A 24552-nucleotide genomic window follows, 5' to 3' on the forward strand; every position below is an offset into this window, starting at 1 on the left:
TACGGTCTATCTGCTATCAGTCAAGCATGTCGTTTTGTGTCGCAGAAGAGGATCTGGGATCTCGTTTGGATGTTTTTTGCCAAAAGCATCTTTCAAAAGTGTCACGTTCTCGCGTTCAAAATTGGCTTAGAATCGCGAACCAAAAACCTTCGCGCATCCTAAAACAAATCGGCGAGAAAATTGAACTCTGCCCTCCATCCGTGACACCCAGTACCTTGGAGGCTCAGAACATTCCACTAGAAGTTCTGTTTGCGGATGAAGATCTGATCGTGATCAACAAACCCGCTGGCATGGTTGTGCATCCAGGAGCAGGCAACCCAGATAAAACGCTGGTCAATGCGCTACTATACCACTATCCAGGGCTCTGTGTTGGCGACACGGAACGACCTGGAATCGTTCATCGGCTCGATAAAGATACCTCGGGCATCCTTCTGATCGCGCGCAACAACGAAAGCCACCAAGCCCTGAGCGAAGCCTTCAAAAACCGAACCATTCAAAAGACTTATCGAGCCATTTGCCAAGGCAACCTCAAAAAAGATTCTTTCGAATTGATCACCGGCCATAAGCGACATCCAACCAACCGGAAGCGATTCACCACCCAAGAGACAACCACCCGCATCGCTCACTCTCGCTACACCGTGCTCAAGCGCAAAAACGGAACGACAGAAGTTCAAGTAGACCTTCTCACCGGGCGCACCCATCAGATCCGAGCACAGCTTGCAGATATCGGCCACCCTCTTCTAGGAGATCGACTCTACGGAGGGCCACTCATTCCAGGATTTCATCGACAGGCGCTGCACGCGGAGCGCATCGTTTTTTCGCACCCTCGATCCGAAGCCAAAATGGATTTTCAAGTCGCCCCAGACTTCAGCACGATAGATCGAAGGATATTATGAGCTGCAGCGTTTACGCTTTGGGGCAGGCAGGAAGTGCGCTTTCCCTCTCGCTCAAAGCCCTTCAGAAACAACCGGATGTTTTATTTTTAAGCGTTCCCGATCACGCCATCGAAGCAGTGGCTCAACAACTGGCTCAAGATCCTCAATTTAAAGCTCCGGCTGTGATTGCCCATCTTTCCGGCAGCTACTCGTGGGAAGTCCTCGGAGCGCTCAAAGAGCACGCAGCACTGGCTCAATTTCACCCACTCGCAGCTTTGAAAAACAGTTCTCCGATCCCTCCCAATAGCCTCTGCGCGATCAGTTCGAATTGCCCACATGCCCTGCACACGCTTCAAGATTTAGCGCGAAAAATGCAACTTCGACCCATTCAACTCAGCCATGGCAAAACGATTGAATACCATACCGCCTGTACGCTGACTGGGAATCTGACCCTGGCGCTCGTGCAACTGTCCATCGAAAAAATGGCTGAGGCCGGCGTACCCGAGCCACTGGCCCGAGAGGGACTCGCCTCGCTATTACACAGCGTTGCCAGCAATCTTGAATCCCGGACCCTCGCAGAAGCTTTGACAGGGCCTGTGAAAAGAGGCGATCAACAAACCATCGAACGACATTTAAGCGTGCTCCATGGAACCTCTCGACAAATCTATGAAATGCTGACGAATCAGCTACGCAGCATTCTCTCAAAATAGATTTACGAAAAAAGCAGGCCCGAAATACCCACTATCCCGCAATAAGCACTAAACCAAAGCAAGCTTTTGGTCTGTAGAAAGCGCATAAACCAGGCTATGACGAGGTAGCCACTCGTCATGGCCACCAGCATTCCCAATAGAATTGGGCCCACCATCGTCTCAAACGCACCCATATCTTGAACCCCATCTTTGGCTGCAACGATTGAAGCACCCAGCATCACTGGAATGGACATGAAGAACGAAAACCGAGCGGCTTCGGTTTTAGAAAGTCCCAAGCCAACTCCCGCAGCAATCGTTGCCCCAGAACGGCTTATACCGGGTAGCAAGGCAAACGCTTGCGCCAAGCCCATCACGCCAGCATCCAACCAACGAATTTTTGATGAAACACCTCGATTACAAGCTTCTGCTATCGCCAGCAATGCAGCGGTTACCATCAAGAATCCATAAACCGAACGAACCGAAGCAAAAAAAGCCGATATTTCCGACTTCCACAATAACCCAACCACAGCGGCAGGAATCGTCGCCAAAACAACCATCCATCCTAAACGAGCCTCCGGTTCTCGGAAAGGGCTTCCCGATATCATATCTCGAATCATCGCAATCGCGATGGCCCGTAAATCTTTAAAAAAATAAACAATCACTCCCAGAAGAGTCCCCAACTGAACCAGCACGTTAAAGATAAAAGCCTGTTTCGGTTCGAACTCCCAATCCAACCATTGGGGCACTAAAACCAAATGCGCGCTGGAGGAAACAGGGAGATATTCGGTTAAGCCTTGTACGAGCCCCAGTACCGATGCTTGAGTCAAATCCATCGTCTCAACCTAGCTCATTTTCAGCCCAAATACCAATCGGTCTTAGAAGGTCCTCAAGCGAGACCTGTTCTTTCGAAAACAAAAAGCCATCAACAGGCCACAGATCAAGCAAGCGTCTCCCCAAACGGTCGACAATGGAAGAATCTGGCTACAACTCGATGTTCCAGGTAAAACCTGCCTCTCCAGGATCTGATCGTTCAAAGGATGCAATTCACAATAGGCATTTCGATCCTCCTCTAGCAAAAAACGCTCTTCATCTCCCAGCTGGCCATTGGGGTGCATCACAGCCAGCAAATTGTCTGAGTGCTCCAAACCAAGGACATGCCCAAGCTCATGAAGCAAAACATTTTTATAATCGACAAAGGTCCAGAGATGATTCTTCTGATTAACTTCGATGGTAGCATTTCGATAAATGTGTGGATTTCCGAAATAAACCTGCGTGGTCATGGCTAAAACATTCTGGCTGTATTTCCAGTCTGCTGGAGAGCGAAGATGCACACGGTTCTCGCTTGCTGAATCCCAATGCAATCGAAGCTGCCCGCATTCCACTTCATTCCATTCTTGGATGGCAACCCACAGAGGAGCCTTGAGTTCATCCTGTTCCGTGGCAATTCCAACCGATTGTTGAGCCCAATAGAGAGGTTTTTGTCTCACAGAGAAAGGAAACAACTGTTACGCTTGCCTTATTCAACTCGGTCATTATAATCTTCGGTCATGACACCGCAAAAGCCAGGTCCAGAAGCACTTAAATCTCTGACTTTACCGTCGGAGTTGCCAATTCTGCCGCTTAGAAATAGCGTCTTTTTCCCGGGCGCAGTCATGCCTTTAACCATCGGGCGAAATAAAACGATTCGCCTCATCGAAGAAGCCACGCAAGAAAAAAGCTTACTGGGGATTGTCACTCAACGAGCTCCCGAAATGGATGATCCTTCTGCGGAAGACTTATACCAAATCGGAACCGTGGCACGCATCATCAAGCTCGCTCGCACCGGAAAAGATGGGTTCAACATCGTTGTCGAAGGCATTTCACGCTTTCACGTTGATCAGTACTCTCGAAAGGATCCTTTTTTTACCGCTCAGATTTCTGCCCTTCCTGACGAAGGCACCAACGATGTTGAAGTCGAAGCTCTCTCATTAAATCTGCGTAATACCGCTCGCGAGGTGATTGATCTATTGCCAGAGATCCCGGTCATGGCAAAGCAGCTCTTAGACTCCATCACCGCTCCCGGTCACTTAGCGGACTTGATTACAGCAAACATCGACGCAACCATCGAAGAAAAGCAAGATGTCCTTGAAGCAACTGTTTTGAAGAAGAGACTCACCCGTGTGCTGGAGTTGCTAAATCGTCAGTTTGAAGTCTTAAAGCTTTCGAACAAAATCAACTCTCAAGTCAAAGGGGAAATGAGCAAAACTCAGCGCGAATACTATCTTCGCCAGCAGCTCAAAGCCATTAAAGAAGAGCTTGGCGATAAAGAAGACGACGAAAGCGGAGTGGAAGAACTTGAAAAGCGGCTCAAAGCAGCGAATCTACCTGAAGAAGCCGACAAAGTTTCCAGACGAGAGCTCAAACGCATGCGAAACATGCAGCCCAGCCAAGCCGAATACACCGTCGCACGTACGTATCTGGACTGGCTGGCAGAGCTTCCTTGGAAAAAGGAAAGCAAAGACAATCTGGATTTGGAGAATGCCAGAAAGACTTTAGACGCAGATCATTACGGGCTCGAAAAAATCAAAAAGCGGATTATCGAATATTTAGCCGTTCGAAAGCTAAAATCCGATATGAAAGGGCCTATTCTGTGCTTTTTAGGTCCGCCGGGGGTTGGAAAGACCTCGCTCGGGCGCTCGATTGCTACCACGCTTGGGCGAAAATTTCATCGGATTTCTTTAGGCGGCATGCGAGACGAAGCCGAAATCCGTGGCCACCGGCGAACCTACATTGGTGCGCTCCCAGGTCGTATCATTCAAGGCATGAAACGGGCTGGAACCGCAAACCCTGTCTTCTTGCTGGATGAAATGGACAAGTTGGGCCATGACTTTCGAGGCGATCCCGCTTCTGCTTTGCTCGAAGTATTAGATCCTGAACAAAACAACGCGTTCAGCGACCATTATCTAGATATTCCCTTCGACTTGTCTAAGGTCTTGTTCATTGCCACTGCAAATCAAGGCGATACCATTCCTCATGCCTTAAGAGACCGCATGGAAATCATTGAAGTTCCGGGCTACACCTTTGAGGAGAAGCTTGCCATTGCGGAAACTCATCTGATTCCCAAGCAAATGACAGAGCATGGAATTGATGCAAGCCAAATCCAAATTCCGAAAGAAGTCATCCTCAAGATTGCTTCCGGCTATACACGCGAAGCGGGTGTGCGTAACTTGGAGCGAGAAATAGCCTCGGTATGCCGAGCCATCGCCGTTGATGTTGTTGGAAACCGAGATCAGCCCAAACAAGTGATCACCTTCGAAAGACTGGAAAGAATCCTCGGACCTGAAAAATTTTACAATGAAACCGCTGAAAGAACGGCGATACCCGGTGTGTCTACTGGCCTTGCCTGGACAGCTGCCGGCGGAGACCTGTTGTTCATTGAAGCGACACGCATGGGCGGCAAAGGTTCTTTGATCCTCACCGGCCAACTGGGGGATGTCATGAAAGAATCTGCTCAGACAGCGTTAAGCTGGATCCGAACTCATGCAACCGATTTTAAACTAGCCAAGGACTTGGAAGATCATTTTTTGGACAGAACCGATATACATCTTCACTTCCCTGCAGGAGCAATCCCCAAAGATGGCCCTTCAGCCGGTGTCACCATTGTCACGGCGTTGATCTCCCTTTTAACAGGGCAATGCACACGCTCTGACACGGCCATGACCGGTGAAATCACCCTGCGAGGGCTCGTTCTGCCCGTTGGAGGCATTAAAGAAAAAGTCTTAGCCGCTCATCGAGCGGGGATTAAAAATGTTATCTTACCCCTTCGCAATGAGAAGGATTTGGTTGATATTCCAATGGATATTCGTTCTGAAATTCGATTTATCCTGGCAAAGCGAATTGAAGACGTGCTGGAATTCGCTCTGTCCCAAACGCTGAAGCCCATCCCAGAGCTCAAAATAACGCAAGATTCAAAACTCGCGCAACCAGAAGCCTGATTTTTAAGCGGATTAAAGGTCTCATTGGCAAGCACTGGCGAGCCTCTCAGATCAAAATCGATGCCTTCATTAAACAAAATCAGCTCTTGCTCACTATAAGAGACAGCGGCATCGGATTTGATCCAAATCAGGTTCCGCCAAATCATTTCGGACTTCGAAGCATTCGAGAGAGGGTGAGACTCATGGGTGGAAAGCTAAAAATAACGTCTAGAAACAAAGAAGGCACTGAAATTCGAATTGAGGCTCCCGCAGATATGAGTGGGATCGATCTCTGTCGTTGGTGCAAAACAAAGTATCCTGAAATTGAAATCTTGATGCTGACCGTATCGGATGACAAGACTCACGTACTTGAAACGATTCAAAAAGGAGCGGTTGGCTACCTTGTCAAAGGGATTTCTGAAGCTAAACTCAGCGAACGAGAACAGGAATGTTTGCAGATGGTCGCCAAAGGCCTGAGCAATCATGAGGCAGCCAGCGTGATGGGACTCTCCAGAGCCACGATCCGAACTCATTTAGAACACATTTACCAAAAGCTTGATGTCTGCAACCGAGTTGAAGCGGTCACCGAAGGACTTCGTCAAGGCATTATCGCTATCTAGATCACAATAGCCGGATACGAGAGTGCTAGGATTGAACTCTTGTTTTTGCCTATAAAACTGATATAAGCGGCCTCATGTCCAATCCGATCAATGAACTTTCAGGAACTGTCCGTGATTCTTTTGGTAAAGGCCCTTCCCGCGTTCTGCGCAAAGCTGGGATGGTCCCGGGCGTTGTTTATGGAAAGGGCAGCCTGGCTCTTAGTGTCGCAATCGATCCGAAGCCCGCTTCGAAGATGCTGCTTTCTCCCTTGAGACGCAACATTCTGATTCACTTGAATTTGGATGGCCAGGCTCAAAAGACCGTGATGGTCAAAGATCTTCAGATTGATCCGGTACGCAGAAACTTGACACACATTGATTTTATCGAGATTGATCCTTCGATCCCGGTTGAAGTAGAAGTCCCTTTTTCGACTTTTGGTAAAAGCAAATCGGTCGTGGCAGGCGGAAAACTGGAGCAAGTGAATCACACCATCCGAGTCAAAGTGTTGCCTTCCGAAATCCCTGTCAAACTTGAACTTGATATAACCGATCTGGAATTTGGCTCGACGCCTGCACGCGCTATTCCACTCCCCGCTGGAGTTGCGTTAGCTTGTGCTCCTGAAGCTCCTGTTGTCACCATCAAAATACCGCGTGCAGAAAAAGAAGATGCTACCTCAGGCCCAGGCGCTGCTAAATCTGCATGAAGCTCATCGTTGGACTGGGAAACCCGGGCGAGCGCTATGCCAACACCAGGCATAATGCTGGATTCCGGGTTTTAGACTTTCTAGGCTTGTCATTTCAAAAAGGATTCTCTGGTTTACAGGCTAAAAAAGGCGATTGGGTTTATCTCAAACCCCTGACCTACATGAACCGTTCTGGAGATTCCGTACTCGCCTGTTCTCAGTTTTATCGAATCCAACCCGATCAAATTTTTGTGATCCACGACGAGTTAGACCTGCCTTTTGAAAGCATTCGCTATAAAAAGGGAGGTGGACACGCTGGACACAACGGTCTTCGAGATATAGGGCGCGTCTTAGGCCTTGAGTTTCATCGAATTCGTTTCGGCATTGGGCGCCCAGAACAAAAAATGCAGGTAGCAGACTACGTTCTTTCAAACTTCTCAACCGAAGAACAGCAAAAGCTACCCACCTTAATAGAACAATCGATTGAGCTTTTAAACGAGCATGTCCACGCTTAAAGTCGTTCAAAGCGAGATTCATACCGCTTGCCAAAAAGCCCAGCGCAATCTCCAAAGCGTCCAATGGATTGCAGTCTCAAAAAATCGATCGATCGAAGCGATTGAAGCCCTTTATCAAGAAGGCCAGCGCCACTTTGGTGAAAATTATGCCATCGAGTTTGCTGAAAAGCGCAAGGCATTGCAAGAACGTTGCCCAGAAATTTGCTGGCACTATATTGGGCAAATCCAGTCTAACAAAATCAACTTGATTGCCCAAGCCGACTACATCCACAGTCTGTGCAACTTGAAACACGCAGAGGCTCTTTCAATCCAAGCCACCAAAGCCATTCGAGTCTTCATCCAAGTAAAATTAAATCCAGAAGAGCATCGTGGAGGTTTAGTCCCTGCTGAGCTCGATTCTTTCATGGAATCTCTGAAGAGCCACAAGCAGCTCATGGTAGAAGGCCTCATGACAATCCTGCCTTTGCAACCTGAAATGCCAGCGAGTTATTGGTTTCAAACCATGAAAGCCCTTACACGCCCCGATACGCCAGGCTTGTCGATGGGAATGAGCGAAGATTTTCGAGAAGCCATCGCTCATGGAGCCACTTGGCTCCGAATCGGCCGAGCGATTTTTGAAGGTCTTTAAACGATCGAAGCCTTTAACCAACGCGTCTTGCCCACTCGAATCGCATATTCGCCCTGCCCCATCGTTTTCTGCCCATCGCTCTCACGTTCGCCATTGATCAAAACGGCTCCTTGTTTCAAAAGACGCTTGGTTTCGGCATTGGTGGGACTCAGGCCAGATTCGGCCATCAGTTGCATCAAGGTCAGTCCCGATTTAAAATTCTGGCTCGGAGCATCGGCAGGAACTTCCGAGCGCTTGCCCACGCCAAACAATTGGTTAAAACGCTGCAATGCGGCATCGGCAGCCTTCGCATCGTGAAAACGTTCTACAATTTCAAGGGCCAAAGCGATTTTTGCTTCTTTCGGGTGTCCCGCTTTTAACGCCTCAATTTCGATTTTCGTCTTCAGAGATAAGAGATCATAATATCGCCACATGAGCTCATCGGACACACTCATCAGCTTACCAAACTGGGTATGCGCATCTTCTTCAACGCCCACATAGTTTCCCAGGGATTTGGACATTTTATCGTGCCCGTCCAAACCCTCCAGCAGAGGCACCGTCCCCACACATTGAGGCTCTAGGTCAAAATGCCGCATGAGATCTCGCCCTACCAGCAGATTAAAAAGCTGATCTTGGCCACCCATCTCTAAATCTGCTTTTAAAACCACCGAATCGTAGCCTTGCAAGAGCGGGTAAAGAATCTCATGCATGCTGATGGTGCGTCCTTCGGATAAACGCTTCTTGAAATCATCGCGTTCAATCATTCGAGCCACCGAATACTTCGCCGCAATGCGAATGAATTCCGCAAGATTCATATTCTGAAACCACTCGGAATTAAACCGAATCTGAGTTTTATTCGGGTCTAAAACTTTAAAAACCTGCCTTCGATAAGTCTCTGCATTGGCTCGAATCTCTTCTTCTGAGAGAGCTGGGCGTGTCACGTTCTTACCGGTAGGATCTCCAATACGAGCCGTAAAATCTCCAATGATAAAAACGATTTGATGCCCTTCATCTTGCAACTTTCGAAGCTGGGTCAAAACAACCACATGACCCAAATGGATATCTGGAGCAGTTGGATCAAAACCAATTTTAATCACCAAAGGCCGATTTTTCTCTAATTTCTTCTGAAATTCTGCTTTTATCTCAGGACTGATGAACATAGAGCTGGTTTCTAGCCCTTCGAGCTTGGAGAATCAAGCCAGTTCTCCAGGGCGCTCACAAAGTCCGGATTTAACATGGATTGACATCCTAGCTAGCAAGGTCGAGTTCTAGATATAAAGCATTCTTACAAAAGGAGTAAATAATGAAGAAGTTCAAAGGTGTCATCTTGTTATCCTTTATTTGGGTAATTGTTGCTTGGGCAGATGCACATAAAAACCCACCAGAAAATCGAGAACCCATTGGTTGCGGTATGAGTCAGGGGTACAACATAAGCTCGGCCGATCTGGTTCCCTCGAAATTTGCCAGCTCTGTAGAAGATTGTTGTGCGTACTGCAAAGACACCCCCGGTTGTGTTGCTGCAGTATTTTTGAATTACTATTGCTATTTAAAAAATAAAACGACCCCTCTGATAGAGTCAGAAGGTTGCACAGCGATCTACCTACCTACGCCGGCCCCAGCAACTCCCGCTCCTACATCAATTTGCAATACAATCGTATCGCAAGAAGTTTGTGTTGGGTTTGGAGAATGTTCTTGGTGCGGCCCTGAAAATGTTAGTACGCTTTGCGCATTGGGAGGATCACGTTCATTTTGCTACGACCTCAAGGAGGGGGCTTGTTGCCCGGCGACTATGAGTGATATGGATTGGGCTTGTTCGTGGCTATGTAATACGAGTGCTCAATGCATACTTGACCAACAGATGGGTGGTAATGACACCTGTTGTCCACAAGGACAATCCTCCTGTTATGGTTTTTATGACACTTGGCCGATTTGTTGTTCTGATGATCATGTATGTTGCGGGGATCACAGCTCTAACTCGCAGATTTGTTGTCCACCAGATACAACGTGTTGTTACGGTGATACCTTCTCAATCTGTTGTCCTCTTGGACAAGTGTGCTGCACAGATAACAGCGATCCTCAGTGCTGCCCGGAGGGCCAGCATTGCAACGTGTCTTGGCAATGTACAGCAAAGTCTTTCGACTAGAGCGTGTCGCCATTTCATTTTCCTAACTTCAACCAGGTGAGTAGCCCAAGAGAATCTGACCCTCAGGCTCTCACAGAACCAGACTTAGACCTCTCGACCCATCCGACTACCATCGTCCATATCCGGCCCATGAAGACCCAAGCGCTAATGAACATACATTAATGGAAGCAACCGAACCCATCGAAAATCTGATTATGCGTCTTCAATTTTACAGGATTCTCGCGGCTCCAGTGACCTGAGGCATGTTAAGCGGGCTTTGCGATTGCCCTAGCCAGTTCTCTCCTGTCTTTACCTGCGCGAAAGATTCTTATAAACTCAAAACCCATGGCTGTTCGCAAGGTTCTTATTTGGCCGGATCCGGCTCTTCAGAAAAAATCGGAACTCGTTACTGAGTTTGACACCTCTTTAAAAATGTTGGTGCAGGACATGATTCAAACCATGGAGGCCATTGGAAATTCAGCCGGTCTTGCAGCTCCCCAAATCGGAGTTCATAAGCGTTTGTTCATAGCCGATATTCCGCCGGAGCATAACGACGGCAATGGAACGGATGGTCCTGAGCTTTTTATCAACCCAGAATTTATTCTCAAAGAAGGTCAGTTTGAGTGGGAAGAAGGTTGCTTATCCATACCCGGCGAGCGAGGAAAAGTGCAAAGAGCTTATCGAGTCATCATGCGCTACCAAGACTTAGAGGGCAATACGCACCAACGTGAAGCGTTTGACTATCTATCCGGCTGTTTTCAACACGAAGCCGATCATTTAGACGGCAAGCTCTGGATTGATTATCAAAGCTCCTTCAAAAAAGAGCTGGTCCGTAAAAAAATGCTCAAGCTCAAGGCTAGCTTATGAAAATTGCTTCTTTGATTGGCCTCCTGCTCCTCATGGCCTGCAATCCATCCACGAAACAAGAACCGCATATCCAGTACTTGTTGGATTCCGAACGAAGCGAACTTAAAGTTCTGGTCACGCTCCCAAGTGGGCTGCACGCTTACGCTCCCGGGGAGCGCATTGGAAAATCCATCGAACTTGAGATCAGAGCTCACAATGGATGGAAGTTAAGATCCAAACCGAAGCTCCCGGCCGGAGATAAAAATCATCTTTTAAGCGGTCAATTTGAAATTTTGGCTCAGATCACTGCAGGACAAGGTCCGCTCTCAGGCGTCCTACGGATGCAAACTTGCTCGCACTCTTCTTGTGGACGTCCTCATGAATACCCGTTTACCCTCGACCTTTAAACTAGAGTCCTCGTACGCGCCGACGGGAGATCAGCCTCAGGCGATTGCTCGACTTTCGCAAGGCATTGCTGCGGGCTTGCGACATCAAACTCTGCTCGGAGTCACCGGTTCGGGAAAAACCTTCACCATGGCCAACGTGATTCAAAAAGTCCAAAAGCCGACTCTCATACTAGCCCATAATAAAACCCTAGTGGCTCAGCTGTATGAAGAATTCAAATCTTTCTTTCCCAACAATGCGGTCGAATATTTTGTCAGTTATTACGACTACTACCAACCAGAAGCCTATGTCCCTTCCACAGATACCTACATCGAAAAAGATAGCGCCATCAACGAAACCATTGATCGCATGCGCCATCGAGCCACCACATCCTTACTCACTCGAGAGGATGTGATCATTGTTGCCTCCGTCAGCTGTATTTACGGCATTGGAAGCAAAGACAGCTATCAAGAAATGACGGTGTATGCAGCGGTTGGACGAAAACAAAAACGCGATTCTTTCCTAAGACAACTGATCGAAAGCCAGTATGAACGCAATGACCTAGCTCTGGCCCGTGGCACTTTTCGAGTTCGAGGAGACGTCATTGAAGTATTTCCACCACACATTGAAGATACCGCTTATCGGATCAGCTTTTTTGACAATGAAATTGAGTCCATTCAAATTGTCGATCCCCTGCGTGGAAAAGTCTTGGAAAATATTCAAGAAGTCACTTTTTGGCCTGCCAGTCATTATGCCACCACTTCGGAACGAACTCAAAAAGCCATGAAATCGATTCGTGAAGAACTCCATGAGCGGCTACAAGCCCTGCGCTCAGAGAATCGACTTCTGGAAGCGCAACGTCTCGAGCAAAGAACTCTTTTCGACTTAGAAATGCTCGAGACTGTCGGTATCTGCAAAGGAATCGAAAACTATTCCCGCCACTTAACAGGGCGGCTGAAAGGAGAGGCTCCCCCCACCTTATTAGACTACTTCCCCCAAGATTACTTACTCTTAGTCGATGAATCTCATCAAACCATCCCCCAAGTTGGCGGAATGTATCATGGCGATCGCGTTCGCAAGACAACTCTCTCTGAGCATGGCTTTCGGCTTCCCTCTGCCTTGGATAATCGTCCGTTGAAATTTCAAGAGTTTGAAGAACTAACGCATCAAGTGATTTATGTTTCAGCAACCCCAGGTCCATACGAACTCGATCACAGTGCGTCGAACGTAATCGAGCAATTGATTCGGCCCACCGGCCTTGTGGATCCTTTGGTAGAAGTTCGGCCCGTTTCAAACCAAGTCGAAGATGTTGTTCGCGAGTGCCAGCAAAGACAAAAAGTGAGTGAACGAGTGTTGATCACAACACTCACCAAAAGGCTTGCAGAAGACCTGTCCGATTATTTCAAAGATGCTGGAATTCGATCCAAGTACCTGCACAGCGATATCGACACCATGGAGCGAACCGAAATCTTGAAGCAACTGCGTGCCGGAGTATTTGACGTACTGGTGGGTATTAACCTGCTCCGAGAAGGCCTTGATCTTCCAGAAGTATCGCTGGTGGCCATCTTAGATGCAGACAAAGAAGGTTTTTTGCGCTCCACTACTGGGTTGATTCAGACAATCGGCCGCGCCGCTCGAAATATTCACGGACACGCGATTCTTTACGCAGACCGAATGACCGATTCTATGCAACGAGCGATAGATGAAACACACCGTCGACGCGTTCTTCAAGAGCAATATAATTCAGAGCATGGCATCACTCCTCAAGGAATCCAGAAGCCCATCGCTGCACTATCCGAATACTTTTTAGTCGAAGAACCGAAGAAGAAACAAAAACTTCAAAAGGAAGTGAAGAAACTTTCGGTTAGCCAAATAGAAAAGCGCATTCAAAACACGCGCAAAGAAATGCAAAAAGCAGCTACCGAACTGAATTTTGAACAGGCAGCCATTTTAAGAGATGAAGCGAAACTGCTCGAACAATTACTTCAAAGCAGCTTGTGAAGGATCGGTGACCATCGGGTAGTAAAGCCCTGTAAATGGTACGTTTGCTTTTGCCAGCGATTCTCCAACACTTTCCAGATTCTTTTTCAAGTCGTCGACCATCACGACCCGACTGTAAGTTTTAGATTGAGCCTTGAGAAAATCGATCAACTGTTCGCCCTTGGATTTATAAACAGAAACAAACAAAATACCGGAATCGTAGTTCTCCCAATCGATATTAGGCGCTGTTAGGGCCAAGTCCACGCCAATCGATTGCAATTGTCGTTTAGTCGTCTCAAGGGCCGTAAATCCTCGGCTGGTCAATCCCATCACCTGGATTCCACGTTTCTGAAAACTTCGGATCCAATCCGGCGTAGATGCCTCCACCGCACTGACTGGACAGTTCTCCTGTGCATTCTCCCACAACGAATAAGCCTCAACAGGGTCGGTTCCTGTTTTCACTTGATCGTAGAAAACATTGGCATGGCAATGAGCGACAGCAGCCTGAAAAACAGTGTTATCCAGATCAAAAACCAAAAGAGAAGTTTCGTTTACGTGTTTCTTGACTTCTACAATGGAGTTGATCTGGCTGAATTCGCTCTTGGAAAGCGAGACCGATGAAGCCAAACAGAAAATCAATATTGAGATCAGAATCATGCACCCCGGTTCTTGCATTAACCAAGCCTAAGATCAAGTCCACAGACAAGGCATCTTGCCTATCCCTCAAAATACGCTTATAGCCTCGCCGATGAGCACTCAAAACGTCGTTATCATTGGCTCAGGCCCTGCAGGTTGGACGGCAGCTCTTTATGCCGCTCGAGCGACCCTTCAACCCCTTGTTTTCGAAGGCTCCGCTCCCAATCTGCCCGGTGGACAATTAATGATTACATCTGAGGTCGAAAATTTTCCCGGTTTTCCGGAAGGCATCTTGGGCCCAAAGCTGATGGCTCAGTTTAAAGAACAGGCTTTGCGTTTTGGCGCCATGGCTCGAACCGAGAATGTCGTTAAGCTCGATCTCAGCGTTCAGCCCTTTCGAGTGACTTCAGAAAATGGCGAAACGATCACCACTCGAACCGTTATCTTAGCCATGGGAGCCAATGCGAAATTGCTGGGTCTCCCTTTGGAAAAAGAGCTGATGGCGAAAGGGGCTGGCGTATCTGCGTGTGCGACGTGCGATGGGGCTTTTTATCGAGGCATGGATGTCGCGGTTGTGGGAGGGGGAGATACCGCTTTCGAGGAAGCGCAATTTCTCACCCGATTTGCGAACTCTGTCACTCTTATTCATCGCAGAGATGATTTTAGAGCCAGCAAAATTATGGTCCAACGTGCGCAGAAAAATCCTAAAATTCGCTTTGAACTGAACGAAGAAGTTCAGGAAATTATGACGGAAAATCAGCAAGTCAGCGGAGTGCGTCTAAAAAACAAATCCTTGAAAATTCAAGGCCTGTTTATCGCCATTGGACATCAACCCAACAGCTCACTCATTCGCGGGCAGCTCGCTCTGGAATCGACGGGTTATTTAAAAACACAGGCTAAAAGCTCTCAAACTGCCATCGAAGGCGTCTTCGCTTGCGGAGATTTGCAAGACCCGGTGTACCGACAAGCCATTACCGCTGCAGGCTCCGGATGCCAAGCTGCTATCGATTGCGAACGCTATCTCGAATCGCTCGGACATTGATGCAAACTTCGCACGCGCGTTTCAGCCAGAAGCTCATGGGACCCGCCTCAATGTTCTAACGATTCAACGATTTGTGTTAATTTCACTTCCTCATGTAAAAACTTGACACAAACTTCGCAATTTTGATAACCGTTAAGCCACAAGGAGTGACTACTCATGAAGAATTTGACTCGAATTTCTCTCGCAACCCTGCTGATTTCATCCATTGCTCTGGTGGGTTGCAATAACAAAAAAATAGAAGAACGCCTGGGTTCTTTGGAAAAACGCCTTGAGGAATTGGAGAAGAAGCCAGCCCTCGCAGCTCGGCCTCCAGCGCCAGCAGCCCAAGAGAAAGCCTACCAACTCCCCGTGGCCCACAGCCCCGTCTTAGGAAAGAAAGACGCAAACGTGAGCGTGGTGGTGTTTAGCGATGGCCAGTGCCCTTTCTGCGCAGGAACCGATACTTTACTCCGTGAAGTGGTCAAAGATCCGGAATTAAAGGAAAAAGTAAACGTTGTTTTTAAGAATTTCCCTCTTTCTTTCCATCCAAACGCCAAACCCGCTGCGAAGGCTGCCCTCGCCGCCAGCGAACAAGGTGGGGATAAATTTTGGAAAATGATGGAGAAGATTTTTGCGAACCAGCAGAATCTGAACGAAGAGAATTTTAAAAAATGGGCCAAAGAACTTGGTCTCAATCTAACAAAGTTTGAAAAATCTTTGAAAGATAACGATGGAAAATACGAGGAAATGATCAAAGCGGATATGGATCTTGGTACAAACCAGGCCCAAGTACGAGGGACACCGTCGATTTATGTGGGAGGCTGGGAGTTGCGTGAACGATCGGTCCAAGGTATTAAGAATCTGATCAAAGAAAAGAACTTGATGTAGCTTTACCTACGACATAGGTAGGAGCAGAAGGAGATCCACCTATGTGCGGAATTGTTGGATACATTGGCAACCAACCAGCTGAAGGCATACTCATCGAAGGGCTTCGTCGCCTAGAGTATCGGGGATATGACTCTGCTGGTATTGCTACATTGTGGAACCATCAAACGCACATTCAAAAAGCGGTTGGTAAACTCTCCGCTCTGTCTCAAGTTTTGAAAGATTCTCCGGTTCCTGGACAAATCGGAATCGCTCACACGCGTTGGGCTTCTCATGGCAAACCCAACGAAGTGAACGCTCATCCTCACCGATTCGGCTCGATTACGCTCGTCCATAATGGGATTATCGAAAACCACGCCAAGCTCCGAAAAGAACTGCAAAATCAAGGTCATGTGTTTCTTTCCGATACAGATACGGAAATTATTGCACACCTCATTGCGCAGCATCAAAAAAAGCATCCCAAAGATTTTCCTTTGGCCGTTTCACGCGCCCTCAAATTGATCGAAGGCGCTTATGCCCTCGCGATTATAGACGAAGAACATCCAGATACAATCATTGGAGTCCGGCAAGCCTGCCCTCTGGTCATCGGCCTGGGTGAAAATGAAAATTTTCTGGCCTCTGACTTTCCTGCTGCGCTAAGCCATACTCGACATTTTATCGTTTTGGACGACGGCGATATGGCGATTGTTCGTGCAGATTCTGTGCAGATTACAGATCTCAACGGAGTGCCGCAAACCCGCAACCCAATCAAGCTTGATTGGTCCCCCGCTGCAGCCGAAAAAGGCGGATACAAGCATTTTATGCTCAAGGAAATTTTTGAGCAACCCCAAGCTGTTATAGACACCTTACGAGGACGCTTCTCGGAAGGAGAACTCAATTTAGCCCTGGACGGTATTCGAACCGAAGATCTCGCATCCGTTAACCAAATCACCATCGTAGCCTGTGGTACTTCGTTTCATGCGGGACTCATCGCCAAACGCTATTTTGAAGAACTTGCGAAAATTCCTGTTGAAGTCGATTTAGCCAGTGAATTTCGTTATCGAAATCCTCTCATTCAGCCAGGGAGCCTGGTTCTCGGGATTTCGCAATCTGGCGAAACTGCGGATACCCTCGCTGCTTTGCAACTAGCCAAATCCAGAGGTGCTCGAATTATGGCACTGTGTAATGTGATGGACTCTGCTATCGCACGCCTGAGCAACGCCAGTACAGGCACCTTCTACACGCGTGCCGGGCCTGAGATCAGCGTGGCCAGTACCAAAGCCCTTCTCACTCAGATCATTAGCCTGTACTTGCTCGCCCTTTTGATGGCTCAACAACGCCATGCTCTGAGCACCCAAGAGATTCATGAACACTTGGAGCAAATTTTTACTCTGCCCATGTTACTGGAATCAGCCCTCAAACAAGAGCCACAGATTAAAGAAACCGCTCGCAGCTTAGTCAACTCCAATCACATGCTTTTGATGGGGCGAGGTCTCCTGTATCCAACCGTGCTAGAAGGAGCTCTTAAAATTAAGGAACTCTCGTACATCCACGCAGAAGGATACGCAGCGGGTGAGATGAAGCATGGTCCCATCGCTTTGATTGATGACAAGATGCCAGTCTTGGTACTAGCCGTCCAAGGCATGAACTACGAAAAGACTTTATCCAACCTGGAAGAGGTAAAGTCACGCGGGGCACGGGTACTGGTCTTGTGCAATGAGAACGATTTAGAACTTCGAGCAGATTACCCAGATGCTTTGATCATTCCACCTTCCCCGCATTATCTTGTTCCTGCTTTAGCGATACTCCCTTTGCAGCTATTGGCTTATCACCTCGCTGTCTTGAGAGGCCAGGACGTTGATCAACCTCGTAACCTAGCCAAGAGCGTCACCATTGAATGAAGATCTAAAAACTTATTTGGCATCTTTGCCTCATCCAGCCGATATTAAGGAATATCTGGAACAGTCTCCTGTCGCCGAATGGCCTCAGTTGCTCAGGCTCATTGATGACCCAGATAAACGGGCTCGAGTGGTCGCTGAAATCGATGAAGGCAACTGGCAAGACTTGCTCACTCAGTTAGGCCCAGAAGAGATTGCGAATATCATCCGTGAGATGGAATCGGATGATGCTGTGGATATCATAGCAAAGCTTCCACTCAATCTGCGTTACGAAACACTGTATCGGCTCCCCAATCAAGAAAGACAGCAAGTACTGGAATTATTAGGATATCCCGAAGACTCGGCCGGCGGTATCATGCAGCTGGAATTGGCTCGTGTGCGAGCAGACGCGCCTGTCTCAGAAGCAATCCAAAGAGTGCGAGAACTCGTAGAAGACGATGTCCAAGTCTTGGCTGTCTGGGTCGTTGATAAAAGCGATTGCTTAGTGGGTTCGGTTGAACTGGCTGATCTATTGATTCACAAATCGACTCGCCTGATCAAAACCTTGATGGATACGGATATCATTTGCGTGCGACCCTTGGTCGATCAAAAGGAAGTTGCCGAACTATTTCAGAAATACGATTTACTAACCCTGCCCGTTGTAGACGATGAAAACCATTTGATTGGCCGGATTTCAGTCGATGACGTTGTGGATGTTCTGACCGAAGAAGCCGAAGAAGAAGCACTTCGAATGGCGGGTACCAGCGTTCAAGAATTACGACATCCAGAGCAAGTGTTCTCCACGGCCCGTATTCGCTTGCCTTGGCTAGCGGTCGCTTTGGGCTGTTCCTTAGTCTCGGCTTCACTGCTTCGTTTCTTTCAACCTCTTTTGGAGCAGATGGTGGTGATCTATGCGTTTTTGCCGGTCATCATGGCCATGGGCGGAAACGTAGGGACTCAATCTTCAACAATCCTGATTCGCGGTTTAGCGACGGGCAAATCTGATCTCAGTGACATCCCTCGAATGCTCTATAAAGAGATTCGAGTCGGGCTTATCATGGGCATTTTCTACGGAATATGCGCGGGATTGGTAGCAACATTTTTATTGAGTGATTTTAATCATTCTCTTGGCATTCTTGTATTTTTCTCGATGGTATTTGCCATGATTACAGCTGCAGGGCTCGGAGTCTTAGCTCCAGCTCTCTTAAAGCGCCTGGGAGTGGATCCGGCAATCGCTGCAGGGCCTTTCGTAACAACCCTAAACGACATCACAGGGATTTTAATTTATATTTTAATTTCTCAATTATTCAAATCTTTCACTGTTTAATTTATTTATTTCTGTTATTTTGCATTCACATTTAATACACTCGTAGAATGCCAGATCCTATTGAGAGCATTTATCCTCCAATCGAAAGAACAGAAGAGATCTTGCTGGAAACTCCCAGTCGATTTGAACTCAGCAAGCAAGCCCTTCAGCAAAAGCTTAGGGACGTTTTCAAAAATCCGAAAGAAGCTGGGGTGGAAGCCGTTCATCGAAGTGCCGAAATCGCTCAAGATCACGGTGCAACCTTTCTCCATCACATCCCCTTTTTAGGTGGCTTTTTTGCACTTTTTGCCAAGAGAAGAGTTCAGCAAGACCAAGCAGAAACGTTGAGGCAATTTCAGGTCTTTGATCGCGTTCGGCTTCAATCCTTATCAACCTCAAAGCAAAGTATCGTCAACTTGAAAAGAGGCATCGATCCGATTCAATATTCGGAAAATCTTGGCATAGAAAGCAAAGACTTACTCGCTAATTCGTGTGAGTACGCTCAATTACAGTTTCAAAAACGAATCAAAAAACTAAACATGAAAGCTTTTGCGACCGACTTACAAATAATCGGTGCCAGTGCGACGACCAGCGTCGTAGCAGCTCCTGCTGGGCTCGGATTTTCGTTCATGGGTTCTATAATGAAAGGTTTCAGCGCTCTCAAATCCTTAGGAACCTTTATTCAGAAAGTATGGCTTCGGACACTCGGCATCGAACGAACACGGCACGCTCAAATCCTATTTGGGCTCGCGCTCTTAAAATTTAAAGATCGTTGGCCAGAAGCTCTTGCGCTGCTTCCAACCGTTCAAGGCAGCATCGAAACGCTTCAGAACTGCGGAATACATTTAGATAGCCAACAAGACGGTGTTACGAAAGCATTGGATCTGATCAAGAATATTGGCGTTCGAGTTCCCGATTCAGATGCCACCAACGCAGAGATCATCGAATTTGCTCAAAGTTCGCTGCTCAAAATTAAAAACATCTTAAGGAGCTGAGATCTCAAATGTAGCGCTTGGACCCAAGCTTTTCAGGTAAATTGCTCAAAGCCTTCTCACGGGTTCCATAGCCCAGTTCTCGCATCAGCTGAGTTGAGGCATTGCGCAAATGCATTGGTACCGGAAGGCTGCCGTGTTTTTGGACGTCTTGTTTAGCAGCAAAATAGGCATTGATCACAGTTCGCGACTTGGAAGCCTTCGATAGATAAATCGCTGCCTGAGAAAGGGGCAAAACGCCCTCTGGAAGACCCATGGACTCGTAAGCCTGAAACGCCGCCAGTGCCACTTGCAGGGCTCTCGGATCGGAGTTTCCGATATCTTCACTCGCAAAAATCATCATTCGCCGTGCCACAAATCTTGGATCTTCTCCCGATTCCAACATTCGAGCCAAATAATAGATGGCAGCATCTGGATCCCCTGCACGCATGCTCTTGATAAACGCACTGATGGTATTGTAGTGCTCTTCGCTTTGCCGATCGTAGTGAAGATGGCGTCGACCCACTGCTTGTTGAATCTCTTGAGCTCGAATGGATTCCTTCTCTCGAAGACCCAATGCAACTTCCAGGGTGGAGAGAAGAACCCTGGCATCGCCAGTTGCTGCCCGAATAAGCATCTCTGCGGCATCTTCATCGATCGAAGATCCCGATTGCTGAAGAGCACGCTTTAGCAATTGATCTAAGTCTGAATCCGAATGAGGCTTTAAAACAAAGACCCGGCATCGAGAAAGTAAAGCCGAATTGATCGAAAAAGAAGGATTCTCAGTAGTTGCTCCCAGCAAAGTCAGCTGGCCTTCTTCTACATAGGGCAGCAAAACATCTTGTTGAGCTTTGTTGAATCGATGGATCTCATCGACAAATAAAAAGACAGAAATCTTTTTACCCAAAGCCACGGCTTCACGGATTTCCTTCACTCCTGCGGATACTGCAGATAATTTCACAAGCTGACGCTGGCAAGCCCTCGCTAAATTCTCAGCTAATGTGGTCTTTCCTGAACCAGGAGGCCCCCACAAAATCAAGGAAGGCAAACTCTTTTGCTCAACAAGACGCGTGAGCACCCCTTGAGGACCAATTAAATGACTCTGCCCGACCATGTCGGCAAGCGACTTGGGTCTCATCAAAGCCGCTAAAGGCATCATGGATTTTTCGCCAAAGAATCTCCAACACGGGAGTAGATCACTTGACTCTCCCTTTGGCCAAAAGATTCTCCATCGCGAGCAAACAGAGTCACGGTGTTGGCTCCTGGCTTCAACTTGACCATCTGATCAATCACAATCTCTTTTTTGCCTTCTGAAGCTTTGTAGAGTATCTTTTGGTCTCCAACGTAAACATACACATCTTTCAGATTTGGTTTCCCTTGAACTTGGGCTCGAAGCCGGTAGATATCTTGACTCGTTGTTCGCACCGAATCGAGCCATCGCACCTGAGGGGGTGTCTTTTTGACCCATTGAGTCGATTCTAGATTCAAATCCTCAAGCCAATACTCGCCGCTTGCAGCATCAAATATTTGAAGCTGTAAAGCCGATCTGGCATCAGCAGATGCCTCAGAATGAAAAGCAAGAACCACTTCTTTCATTTGTCCTGGCTTTAAAACTCCTAATTTGGCACGACCTTCTTCGATAAAGAGATCCGATTTCTTTTTATTTTTCAGCAAAACCATGGGTTCCATCGAAGCTCCTAAACCCGTGTTGCGAACCAGGACCTTGACTTTCGATCTGGAGTTCTCTTTCGTCGGTTGAATCTGATAACTAAAAGCCAAGATGGGTTTTGGCAATCCTTGGATATCGATTGGAACATTCGTGCAACGGTGGGTCTGCACATGATTCGTATGAAGGCAGACTTTCATCGCATCATGCCTAGGTAAAACATCTTTAGGGATCGAAATTTCAGATTGCCACCTTTTACTCTGCCCCACATCAAGCTTTCCAAAAATAAACTCCCTCTCTGCAAACAAAGAGGTTGATGACTTCGAGATTCCATAAACTTGATACGCAGGCTCTTTTCCAAGATTTTTAGCCTCTAAGGTAATCCGCAATACCGAACCTGCTTTGGCTTTGGAGGCGCCGATGACTCGCAGCATCACATTCGCGGACGAAGGAACAGAAGGCGGCTCCCAATTCACGCCTAATTTCGCAAGGTCGGATTGGATGCGCTTACTCTCCTCCAATTGAACTTCGGCTACGACAGATTTTGCAGAACTTAAAAGAGACGTTCGGCTAGCTCCTTCCGCACTCAAAAGCAAACGTTTTGCCAGCGATATCTCAAAATCTTCATGAAACTGGGAAGAAACGGCGCGCCTTTGTGCCTCTTCAAGCCCAAGTCTTTGTGTCAAATAAGTCAAAGTATAGGCGGGTTGACTCTGACGAACACGAGTTTTGTTGTCCAAGTGAGAATCGAGATCCTCCTCTCGTATCCTCGCCAATGGGAACAGAATCACGTGACGCTTGTTTTCGAGATAAGCCGGTTGGAGCAGAATATCGGGTGTAATCCCAACCGATTGAATGCTTTCATCACCGGGTGTCAAGTACTGAGCAATCGTCAACTTTAGAGATGATTGATCCGGAAAATCATACAGCATCTGAACAGAGCCTTTTCCGAAAGTTTGCTCTCCTAAAATAAGAGCTCGATTGCGATTTTTTAAAGCTCCCGCGACAATTTCGGATGCAGACGCAGAACCAGAATTAACCAAAACAACCATTGGAAATTCCGTTTTAGAAGAACCAGAGCTCGCTTTTTCTTCCTGCCGTTGAAACGCTTTCGAGCCCTGCGTGACCACAACCACGCCGCCATCTAAAAACAGATCCGATACCGCAACCGACTCATTCAATAAGCCACCCGGATTATTGCGAAAATCCAGAATGAGCCCTTTGATCGATCCCAATGCGTCAATGGCGGATTTTAGATCCGAAGCCGTATTGCTATGAAAGGCTTTGATCTTCACGTACCCAATCTTCTTGTCTATTTTATGAGAGGATATCGAATCGACTTTGATCCTATCTCGAATGATCGTGACTCTGCGATGGCTAGACTCTCCATGCCCTTGTACCAGCAAAGTGACCGCCGTTCCTGGTTGGCCTCTGAGTTTATCAACCGCTTCATCCAGGGCAAGATTTACCGTTGAACTTTCATCGATTCGCAAGATGCGATCCAATGCTTTAAGTCCGGCTCGATCGGCCGGAGTTCCCTCCAGAGGACTAATGACAGAAAGCACACCGTCTCGAAGACCAACAACAATTCCCAAACCTCCAAACTCACCTTTGGTGGAGAGCTTCATTTCTTTGGAAAATTTGGGTTCCAGAAGCACCGAATGCGGATCGAGTCGGCTTAAACTTCCGTTGACGGCTGCATACTCGACCTCTGCTCGATCCACTGATTTCGGAAGGCTCGGCTCAATAAATCGAAAAATATCTCGCATGAAGAAACTGAGATCCCAAAGCGATTGAATCAAATCCGTCTTCCATGTTTCTGTCCGATCCACGATCTGAATTTCGATTTCATTCAAAGAAAGTTCTCGATACATGAATTCAGGAATCTCGCGTTGCATGGCTTCCAGCGCACCCAGCAGCATTTTTTTAGGTTCAATGCGCGTCGGCTGTACGTATTGTTCCTTAATCTGCAGCATCGCTCGGTTAAAGATAGGCAACTCGGTGTGAGAATCGTGGGCGGGGCCCGCAAGAAACAAAAGAGCCCACAAAAAGAGGGACTGCATCACGGCTGACGCTCCACCATCAATTCTTTCTGACGAAGCGAGTAGCGAATTAAACCTTTCAATATCTCATTTCGTCGAACGTTTCCAAGAAGCAGTTTCATTTCGTCGTAGAGAGAAGGATCATTCAGCAAACGACCCATCGTTCCTTGCCCTTCTTTGGTACCCTGAGCCATCGCACTCAGATTATCTAGAAGCTCAGCACCTTTGGGATCGAAAGCCAAAGAGTGAATCAAGCTAGGACCTCTTTGTACCGAGCGTAAGATTTGATCGATCCCCGCAATCGAGTTTTCAAAATCGTCCGCCGCTTGCTTGCTGAAGATAAGACGATTGAGCAAACCGGGTCCCGTTTCAACGGCTTTCATGATGCTCTCAAGCGATTTAGCAATCGCCACAAGCGATTGGTCACCTCCTTGGGCCGTAAAGCTCTTCATGAAGTCTTGGACCAGCTGAACGGCTTCCGTGACATGCTGGAGGACATCTTCGGCTTTTTCCATCGCTGTACTCAAGTCTAAGGATTCCATCGTCTTGACCGTATCTTGGTCCACCAGCTCAGGCCTACCAGGACTTCCCAAGCTCATGTTGATTATTTTATCACCCAACAAACCCTTGCTATCAATTCGAGCGATTGAATCGGTTCGAAGCCATGGAAGTTTGTTGTAGGGAAGTCGTATCACGACCTTGATCTTGCCAAAGCTCTGCGCCGATTGTTTGTAGAAACCTGGAAATCCGATTTGATCGACGTACCCGACCAAGACCCCTGCAATCATGACGTCCGCTCCCACCCCAAGCCCAGAAACATTCTCAAAATAGGCATTGATGTGCGCAGACCGATCAAACAAGTGATTTTCTTTTCCAATCAAGAAGATGGCCACCATGGTGATAACGATGCCCATAC

21 protein-coding genes and 1 pseudogene are annotated in these 24552 nt (G+C 47.5%); 15 read left to right on the plus strand and 7 right to left on the minus strand.

Annotation, left to right across the window (positions count from 1 at the left end):
* Positions 1 to 26 precede the first annotated feature (26 nt).
* Together I8H75_03190 and I8H75_03195 are read left to right on the plus strand one after the other, a co-directional pair.
* A complete protein-coding gene (locus I8H75_03190; GenBank protein ID MBH2006335.1) occupies positions 27 to 896 on the plus strand; it encodes an RluA family pseudouridine synthase in 870 nt (289 codons plus the stop codon).
* The gene (locus tag I8H75_03195) at positions 893 to 1585 is read left to right on the plus strand and encodes a DUF2520 domain-containing protein (protein ID MBH2006336.1); all 693 of its coding nucleotides are present in this window, start codon (positions 893 to 895) and stop codon (positions 1583 to 1585) included. The genes I8H75_03190 and I8H75_03195 overlap by 4 nt, the downstream gene beginning before the upstream one ends.
* 2 nt (positions 1586 to 1587) lie before the next feature.
* Here I8H75_03195 and uppP read toward each other — a convergent pair whose 3' ends face one another.
* Both uppP and I8H75_03205 read right to left on the minus strand, forming a co-directional pair.
* Positions 1588 to 2397, minus strand: coding sequence for an undecaprenyl-diphosphatase UppP (gene uppP, locus I8H75_03200; protein MBH2006337.1), 810 nt, complete (start codon positions 2395 to 2397; stop codon positions 1588 to 1590).
* A 42-nt stretch (positions 2398 to 2439) separates the two neighbouring features.
* The gene (locus I8H75_03205; GenBank protein MBH2006338.1) at positions 2440 to 3051 is read right to left on the minus strand and encodes a matrixin family metalloprotease; all 612 of its coding nucleotides are present in this window, start codon (positions 3049 to 3051) and stop codon (positions 2440 to 2442) included.
* Between the two features lie 60 nt (positions 3052 to 3111).
* On the opposite strand from I8H75_03205, the gene lon reads away from it, so the two are divergent.
* The 5 genes from lon to I8H75_03230 all read left to right on the plus strand — a co-directional run bounded on the left by lon (position 3112) and on the right by I8H75_03230 (position 7942).
* Positions 3112 to 5538: an endopeptidase La gene (lon, locus tag I8H75_03210; protein ID MBH2006339.1), complete on the plus strand. Its 2427-nt coding sequence runs from the start codon at positions 3112 to 3114 to the stop codon at positions 5536 to 5538.
* 182 nt (positions 5539 to 5720) lie between these two features.
* A complete protein-coding gene (locus I8H75_03215) occupies positions 5721 to 6137 on the plus strand; it encodes a response regulator transcription factor (GenBank protein ID MBH2006340.1) in 417 nt (138 codons plus the stop codon).
* A gap of 74 nt (positions 6138 to 6211) precedes the next feature.
* Positions 6212 to 6820 carry a 50S ribosomal protein L25 gene (locus I8H75_03220; protein ID MBH2006341.1) on the plus strand — a complete coding sequence of 203 codons (609 nt, stop codon included), beginning with the start codon at positions 6212 to 6214 and terminating at the stop codon, positions 6818 to 6820.
* Positions 6817 to 7314, plus strand: a complete 498-nt coding sequence (locus I8H75_03225; protein MBH2006342.1) for an aminoacyl-tRNA hydrolase — start codon at positions 6817 to 6819, stop codon at positions 7312 to 7314. Before I8H75_03220 ends, I8H75_03225 begins: the two co-directional genes overlap by 4 nt.
* Positions 7301 to 7942, plus strand: a complete 642-nt coding sequence (locus I8H75_03230) for a YggS family pyridoxal phosphate-dependent enzyme (GenBank protein ID MBH2006343.1) — start codon at positions 7301 to 7303, stop codon at positions 7940 to 7942. Before I8H75_03225 ends, I8H75_03230 begins: the two co-directional genes overlap by 14 nt.
* Here the strand turns inward: I8H75_03230 and I8H75_03235 are convergent.
* Complete coding sequence (locus I8H75_03235; GenBank protein ID MBH2006344.1) at positions 7939 to 9081, minus strand: tyrosine--tRNA ligase; 1143 nt, start codon at positions 9079 to 9081, stop codon at positions 7939 to 7941. The two genes, I8H75_03230 and I8H75_03235, sit on opposite strands and share 4 nt — an antisense overlap.
* Before the next feature lie 1307 nt (positions 9082 to 10388).
* Here I8H75_03235 and def point away from each other — a divergent pair.
* Genes def through uvrB form a run of 3 tightly spaced genes read left to right on the plus strand, consistent with a single transcriptional unit; the run spans position 10389 to position 13274 of the window.
* On the plus strand, positions 10389 to 10910 hold the full coding sequence (gene def / locus I8H75_03240) for a peptide deformylase (protein ID MBH2006345.1): 522 nt from the start codon (positions 10389 to 10391) through the stop codon (positions 10908 to 10910).
* Positions 10907 to 11296, plus strand: a complete 390-nt coding sequence (locus I8H75_03245) for a hypothetical protein (protein ID MBH2006346.1) — start codon at positions 10907 to 10909, stop codon at positions 11294 to 11296. The genes def and I8H75_03245 overlap by 4 nt, the downstream gene beginning before the upstream one ends.
* Positions 11268 to 13274 (plus strand): excinuclease ABC subunit UvrB, encoded by a 2007-nt coding sequence (gene uvrB / locus I8H75_03250; protein ID MBH2006347.1) that lies wholly within the window; start codon positions 11268 to 11270, stop codon positions 13272 to 13274. Before I8H75_03245 ends, uvrB begins: the two co-directional genes overlap by 29 nt.
* Here the strand turns inward: uvrB and I8H75_03255 are convergent.
* Positions 13254 to 13910 (minus strand): DUF2608 domain-containing protein, encoded by a 657-nt coding sequence (locus I8H75_03255; protein ID MBH2006348.1) that lies wholly within the window; start codon positions 13908 to 13910, stop codon positions 13254 to 13256. The genes uvrB and I8H75_03255 overlap by 21 nt on opposite strands.
* Before the next feature lie 91 nt (positions 13911 to 14001).
* Between I8H75_03255 and trxB the strand changes: the two genes are divergently transcribed.
* The 5 genes from trxB (at position 14002) to I8H75_03280 (ending at position 19952) form a co-directional block, all read left to right on the plus strand.
* The gene (gene trxB, locus I8H75_03260) at positions 14002 to 14931 is read left to right on the plus strand and encodes a thioredoxin-disulfide reductase (GenBank protein ID MBH2006349.1); all 930 of its coding nucleotides are present in this window, start codon (positions 14002 to 14004) and stop codon (positions 14929 to 14931) included.
* A gap of 156 nt (positions 14932 to 15087) precedes the next feature.
* A complete protein-coding gene (locus tag I8H75_03265) occupies positions 15088 to 15798 on the plus strand; it encodes a thioredoxin domain-containing protein (protein ID MBH2006350.1) in 711 nt (236 codons plus the stop codon).
* A gap of 41 nt (positions 15799 to 15839) precedes the next feature.
* A complete protein-coding gene (gene glmS, locus I8H75_03270; GenBank protein ID MBH2006351.1) occupies positions 15840 to 17675 on the plus strand; it encodes a glutamine--fructose-6-phosphate transaminase (isomerizing) in 1836 nt (611 codons plus the stop codon).
* On the plus strand, positions 17668 to 18978 hold the full coding sequence (gene mgtE / locus I8H75_03275; protein ID MBH2006352.1) for a magnesium transporter: 1311 nt from the start codon (positions 17668 to 17670) through the stop codon (positions 18976 to 18978). The genes glmS and mgtE overlap by 8 nt, the downstream gene beginning before the upstream one ends.
* A 47-nt stretch (positions 18979 to 19025) precedes the next feature.
* Complete coding sequence (locus tag I8H75_03280) at positions 19026 to 19952, plus strand: hypothetical protein (protein MBH2006353.1); 927 nt, start codon at positions 19026 to 19028, stop codon at positions 19950 to 19952.
* On the opposite strand, the pseudogene I8H75_03285 reads toward I8H75_03280, so the two are convergent.
* The 3 genes and pseudogenes from I8H75_03285 to I8H75_03295 all read right to left on the minus strand — a co-directional run bounded on the left by I8H75_03285 (position 19897) and on the right by I8H75_03295 (position 24550).
* Positions 19897 to 21087: pseudogene (locus I8H75_03285) on the minus strand (replication-associated recombination protein A). The gene I8H75_03280 and the pseudogene I8H75_03285 overlap by 56 nt on opposite strands.
* Positions 21084 to 23657, minus strand: a complete 2574-nt coding sequence (locus I8H75_03290) for a PDZ domain-containing protein (protein MBH2006354.1) — start codon at positions 23655 to 23657, stop codon at positions 21084 to 21086. Before I8H75_03290 ends, I8H75_03285 begins: the two are co-directional and overlap by 4 nt.
* Positions 23657 to 24550 (minus strand): MCE family protein, encoded by an 894-nt coding sequence (locus tag I8H75_03295; protein MBH2006355.1) that lies wholly within the window; start codon positions 24548 to 24550, stop codon positions 23657 to 23659. The genes I8H75_03290 and I8H75_03295 overlap by 1 nt, the downstream gene beginning before the upstream one ends.
* Positions 24551 to 24552 lie beyond the last annotated feature (2 nt).

This window comes from Myxococcaceae bacterium, from assembly GCA_016000045.1.
In the GTDB taxonomy this organism is placed as follows: Bacteria; Myxococcota; UBA727; order UBA727; family JABDBI01; genus AER2-1.

Coding starts and splice junctions, on each gene's coding strand:
- I8H75_03230 (MBH2006343.1), top strand. CDS start 7,301: ATGTCCACGCTTAAAGTCGTTCAAAGCGAGATTCATACCGCTTGCCAA.
- I8H75_03265 (MBH2006350.1), top strand. CDS start 15,088: ATGAAGAATTTGACTCGAATTTCTCTCGCAACCCTGCTGATTTCATCC.
- I8H75_03220 (MBH2006341.1), top strand. CDS start 6,212: ATGTCCAATCCGATCAATGAACTTTCAGGAACTGTCCGTGATTCTTTT.
- lon (MBH2006339.1), top strand. CDS start 3,112: ATGACACCGCAAAAGCCAGGTCCAGAAGCACTTAAATCTCTGACTTTA.
- uvrB (MBH2006347.1), top strand. CDS start 11,268: ATGAATACCCGTTTACCCTCGACCTTTAAACTAGAGTCCTCGTACGCG.
- trxB (MBH2006349.1), top strand. CDS start 14,002: ATGAGCACTCAAAACGTCGTTATCATTGGCTCAGGCCCTGCAGGTTGG.
- glmS (MBH2006351.1), top strand. CDS start 15,840: ATGTGCGGAATTGTTGGATACATTGGCAACCAACCAGCTGAAGGCATA.
- uppP (MBH2006337.1), bottom strand. CDS start 2,397: ATGGATTTGACTCAAGCATCGGTACTGGGGCTCGTACAAGGCTTAACC.
- I8H75_03290 (MBH2006354.1), bottom strand. CDS start 23,657: ATGCAGTCCCTCTTTTTGTGGGCTCTTTTGTTTCTTGCGGGCCCCGCC.
- I8H75_03245 (MBH2006346.1), top strand. CDS start 10,907: ATGAAAATTGCTTCTTTGATTGGCCTCCTGCTCCTCATGGCCTGCAAT.
- def (MBH2006345.1), top strand. CDS start 10,389: ATGGCTGTTCGCAAGGTTCTTATTTGGCCGGATCCGGCTCTTCAGAAA.
- I8H75_03215 (MBH2006340.1), top strand. CDS start 5,721: ATGGGTGGAAAGCTAAAAATAACGTCTAGAAACAAAGAAGGCACTGAA.
- I8H75_03195 (MBH2006336.1), top strand. CDS start 893: ATGAGCTGCAGCGTTTACGCTTTGGGGCAGGCAGGAAGTGCGCTTTCC.
- I8H75_03225 (MBH2006342.1), top strand. CDS start 6,817: ATGAAGCTCATCGTTGGACTGGGAAACCCGGGCGAGCGCTATGCCAAC.
- I8H75_03235 (MBH2006344.1), bottom strand. CDS start 9,081: ATGTTCATCAGTCCTGAGATAAAAGCAGAATTTCAGAAGAAATTAGAG.
- I8H75_03295 (MBH2006355.1), bottom strand. CDS start 24,550: ATGGGCATCGTTATCACCATGGTGGCCATCTTCTTGATTGGAAAAGAA.
- I8H75_03190 (MBH2006335.1), top strand. CDS start 27: ATGTCGTTTTGTGTCGCAGAAGAGGATCTGGGATCTCGTTTGGATGTT.
- I8H75_03280 (MBH2006353.1), top strand. CDS start 19,026: ATGCCAGATCCTATTGAGAGCATTTATCCTCCAATCGAAAGAACAGAA.
- I8H75_03255 (MBH2006348.1), bottom strand. CDS start 13,910: ATGATTCTGATCTCAATATTGATTTTCTGTTTGGCTTCATCGGTCTCG.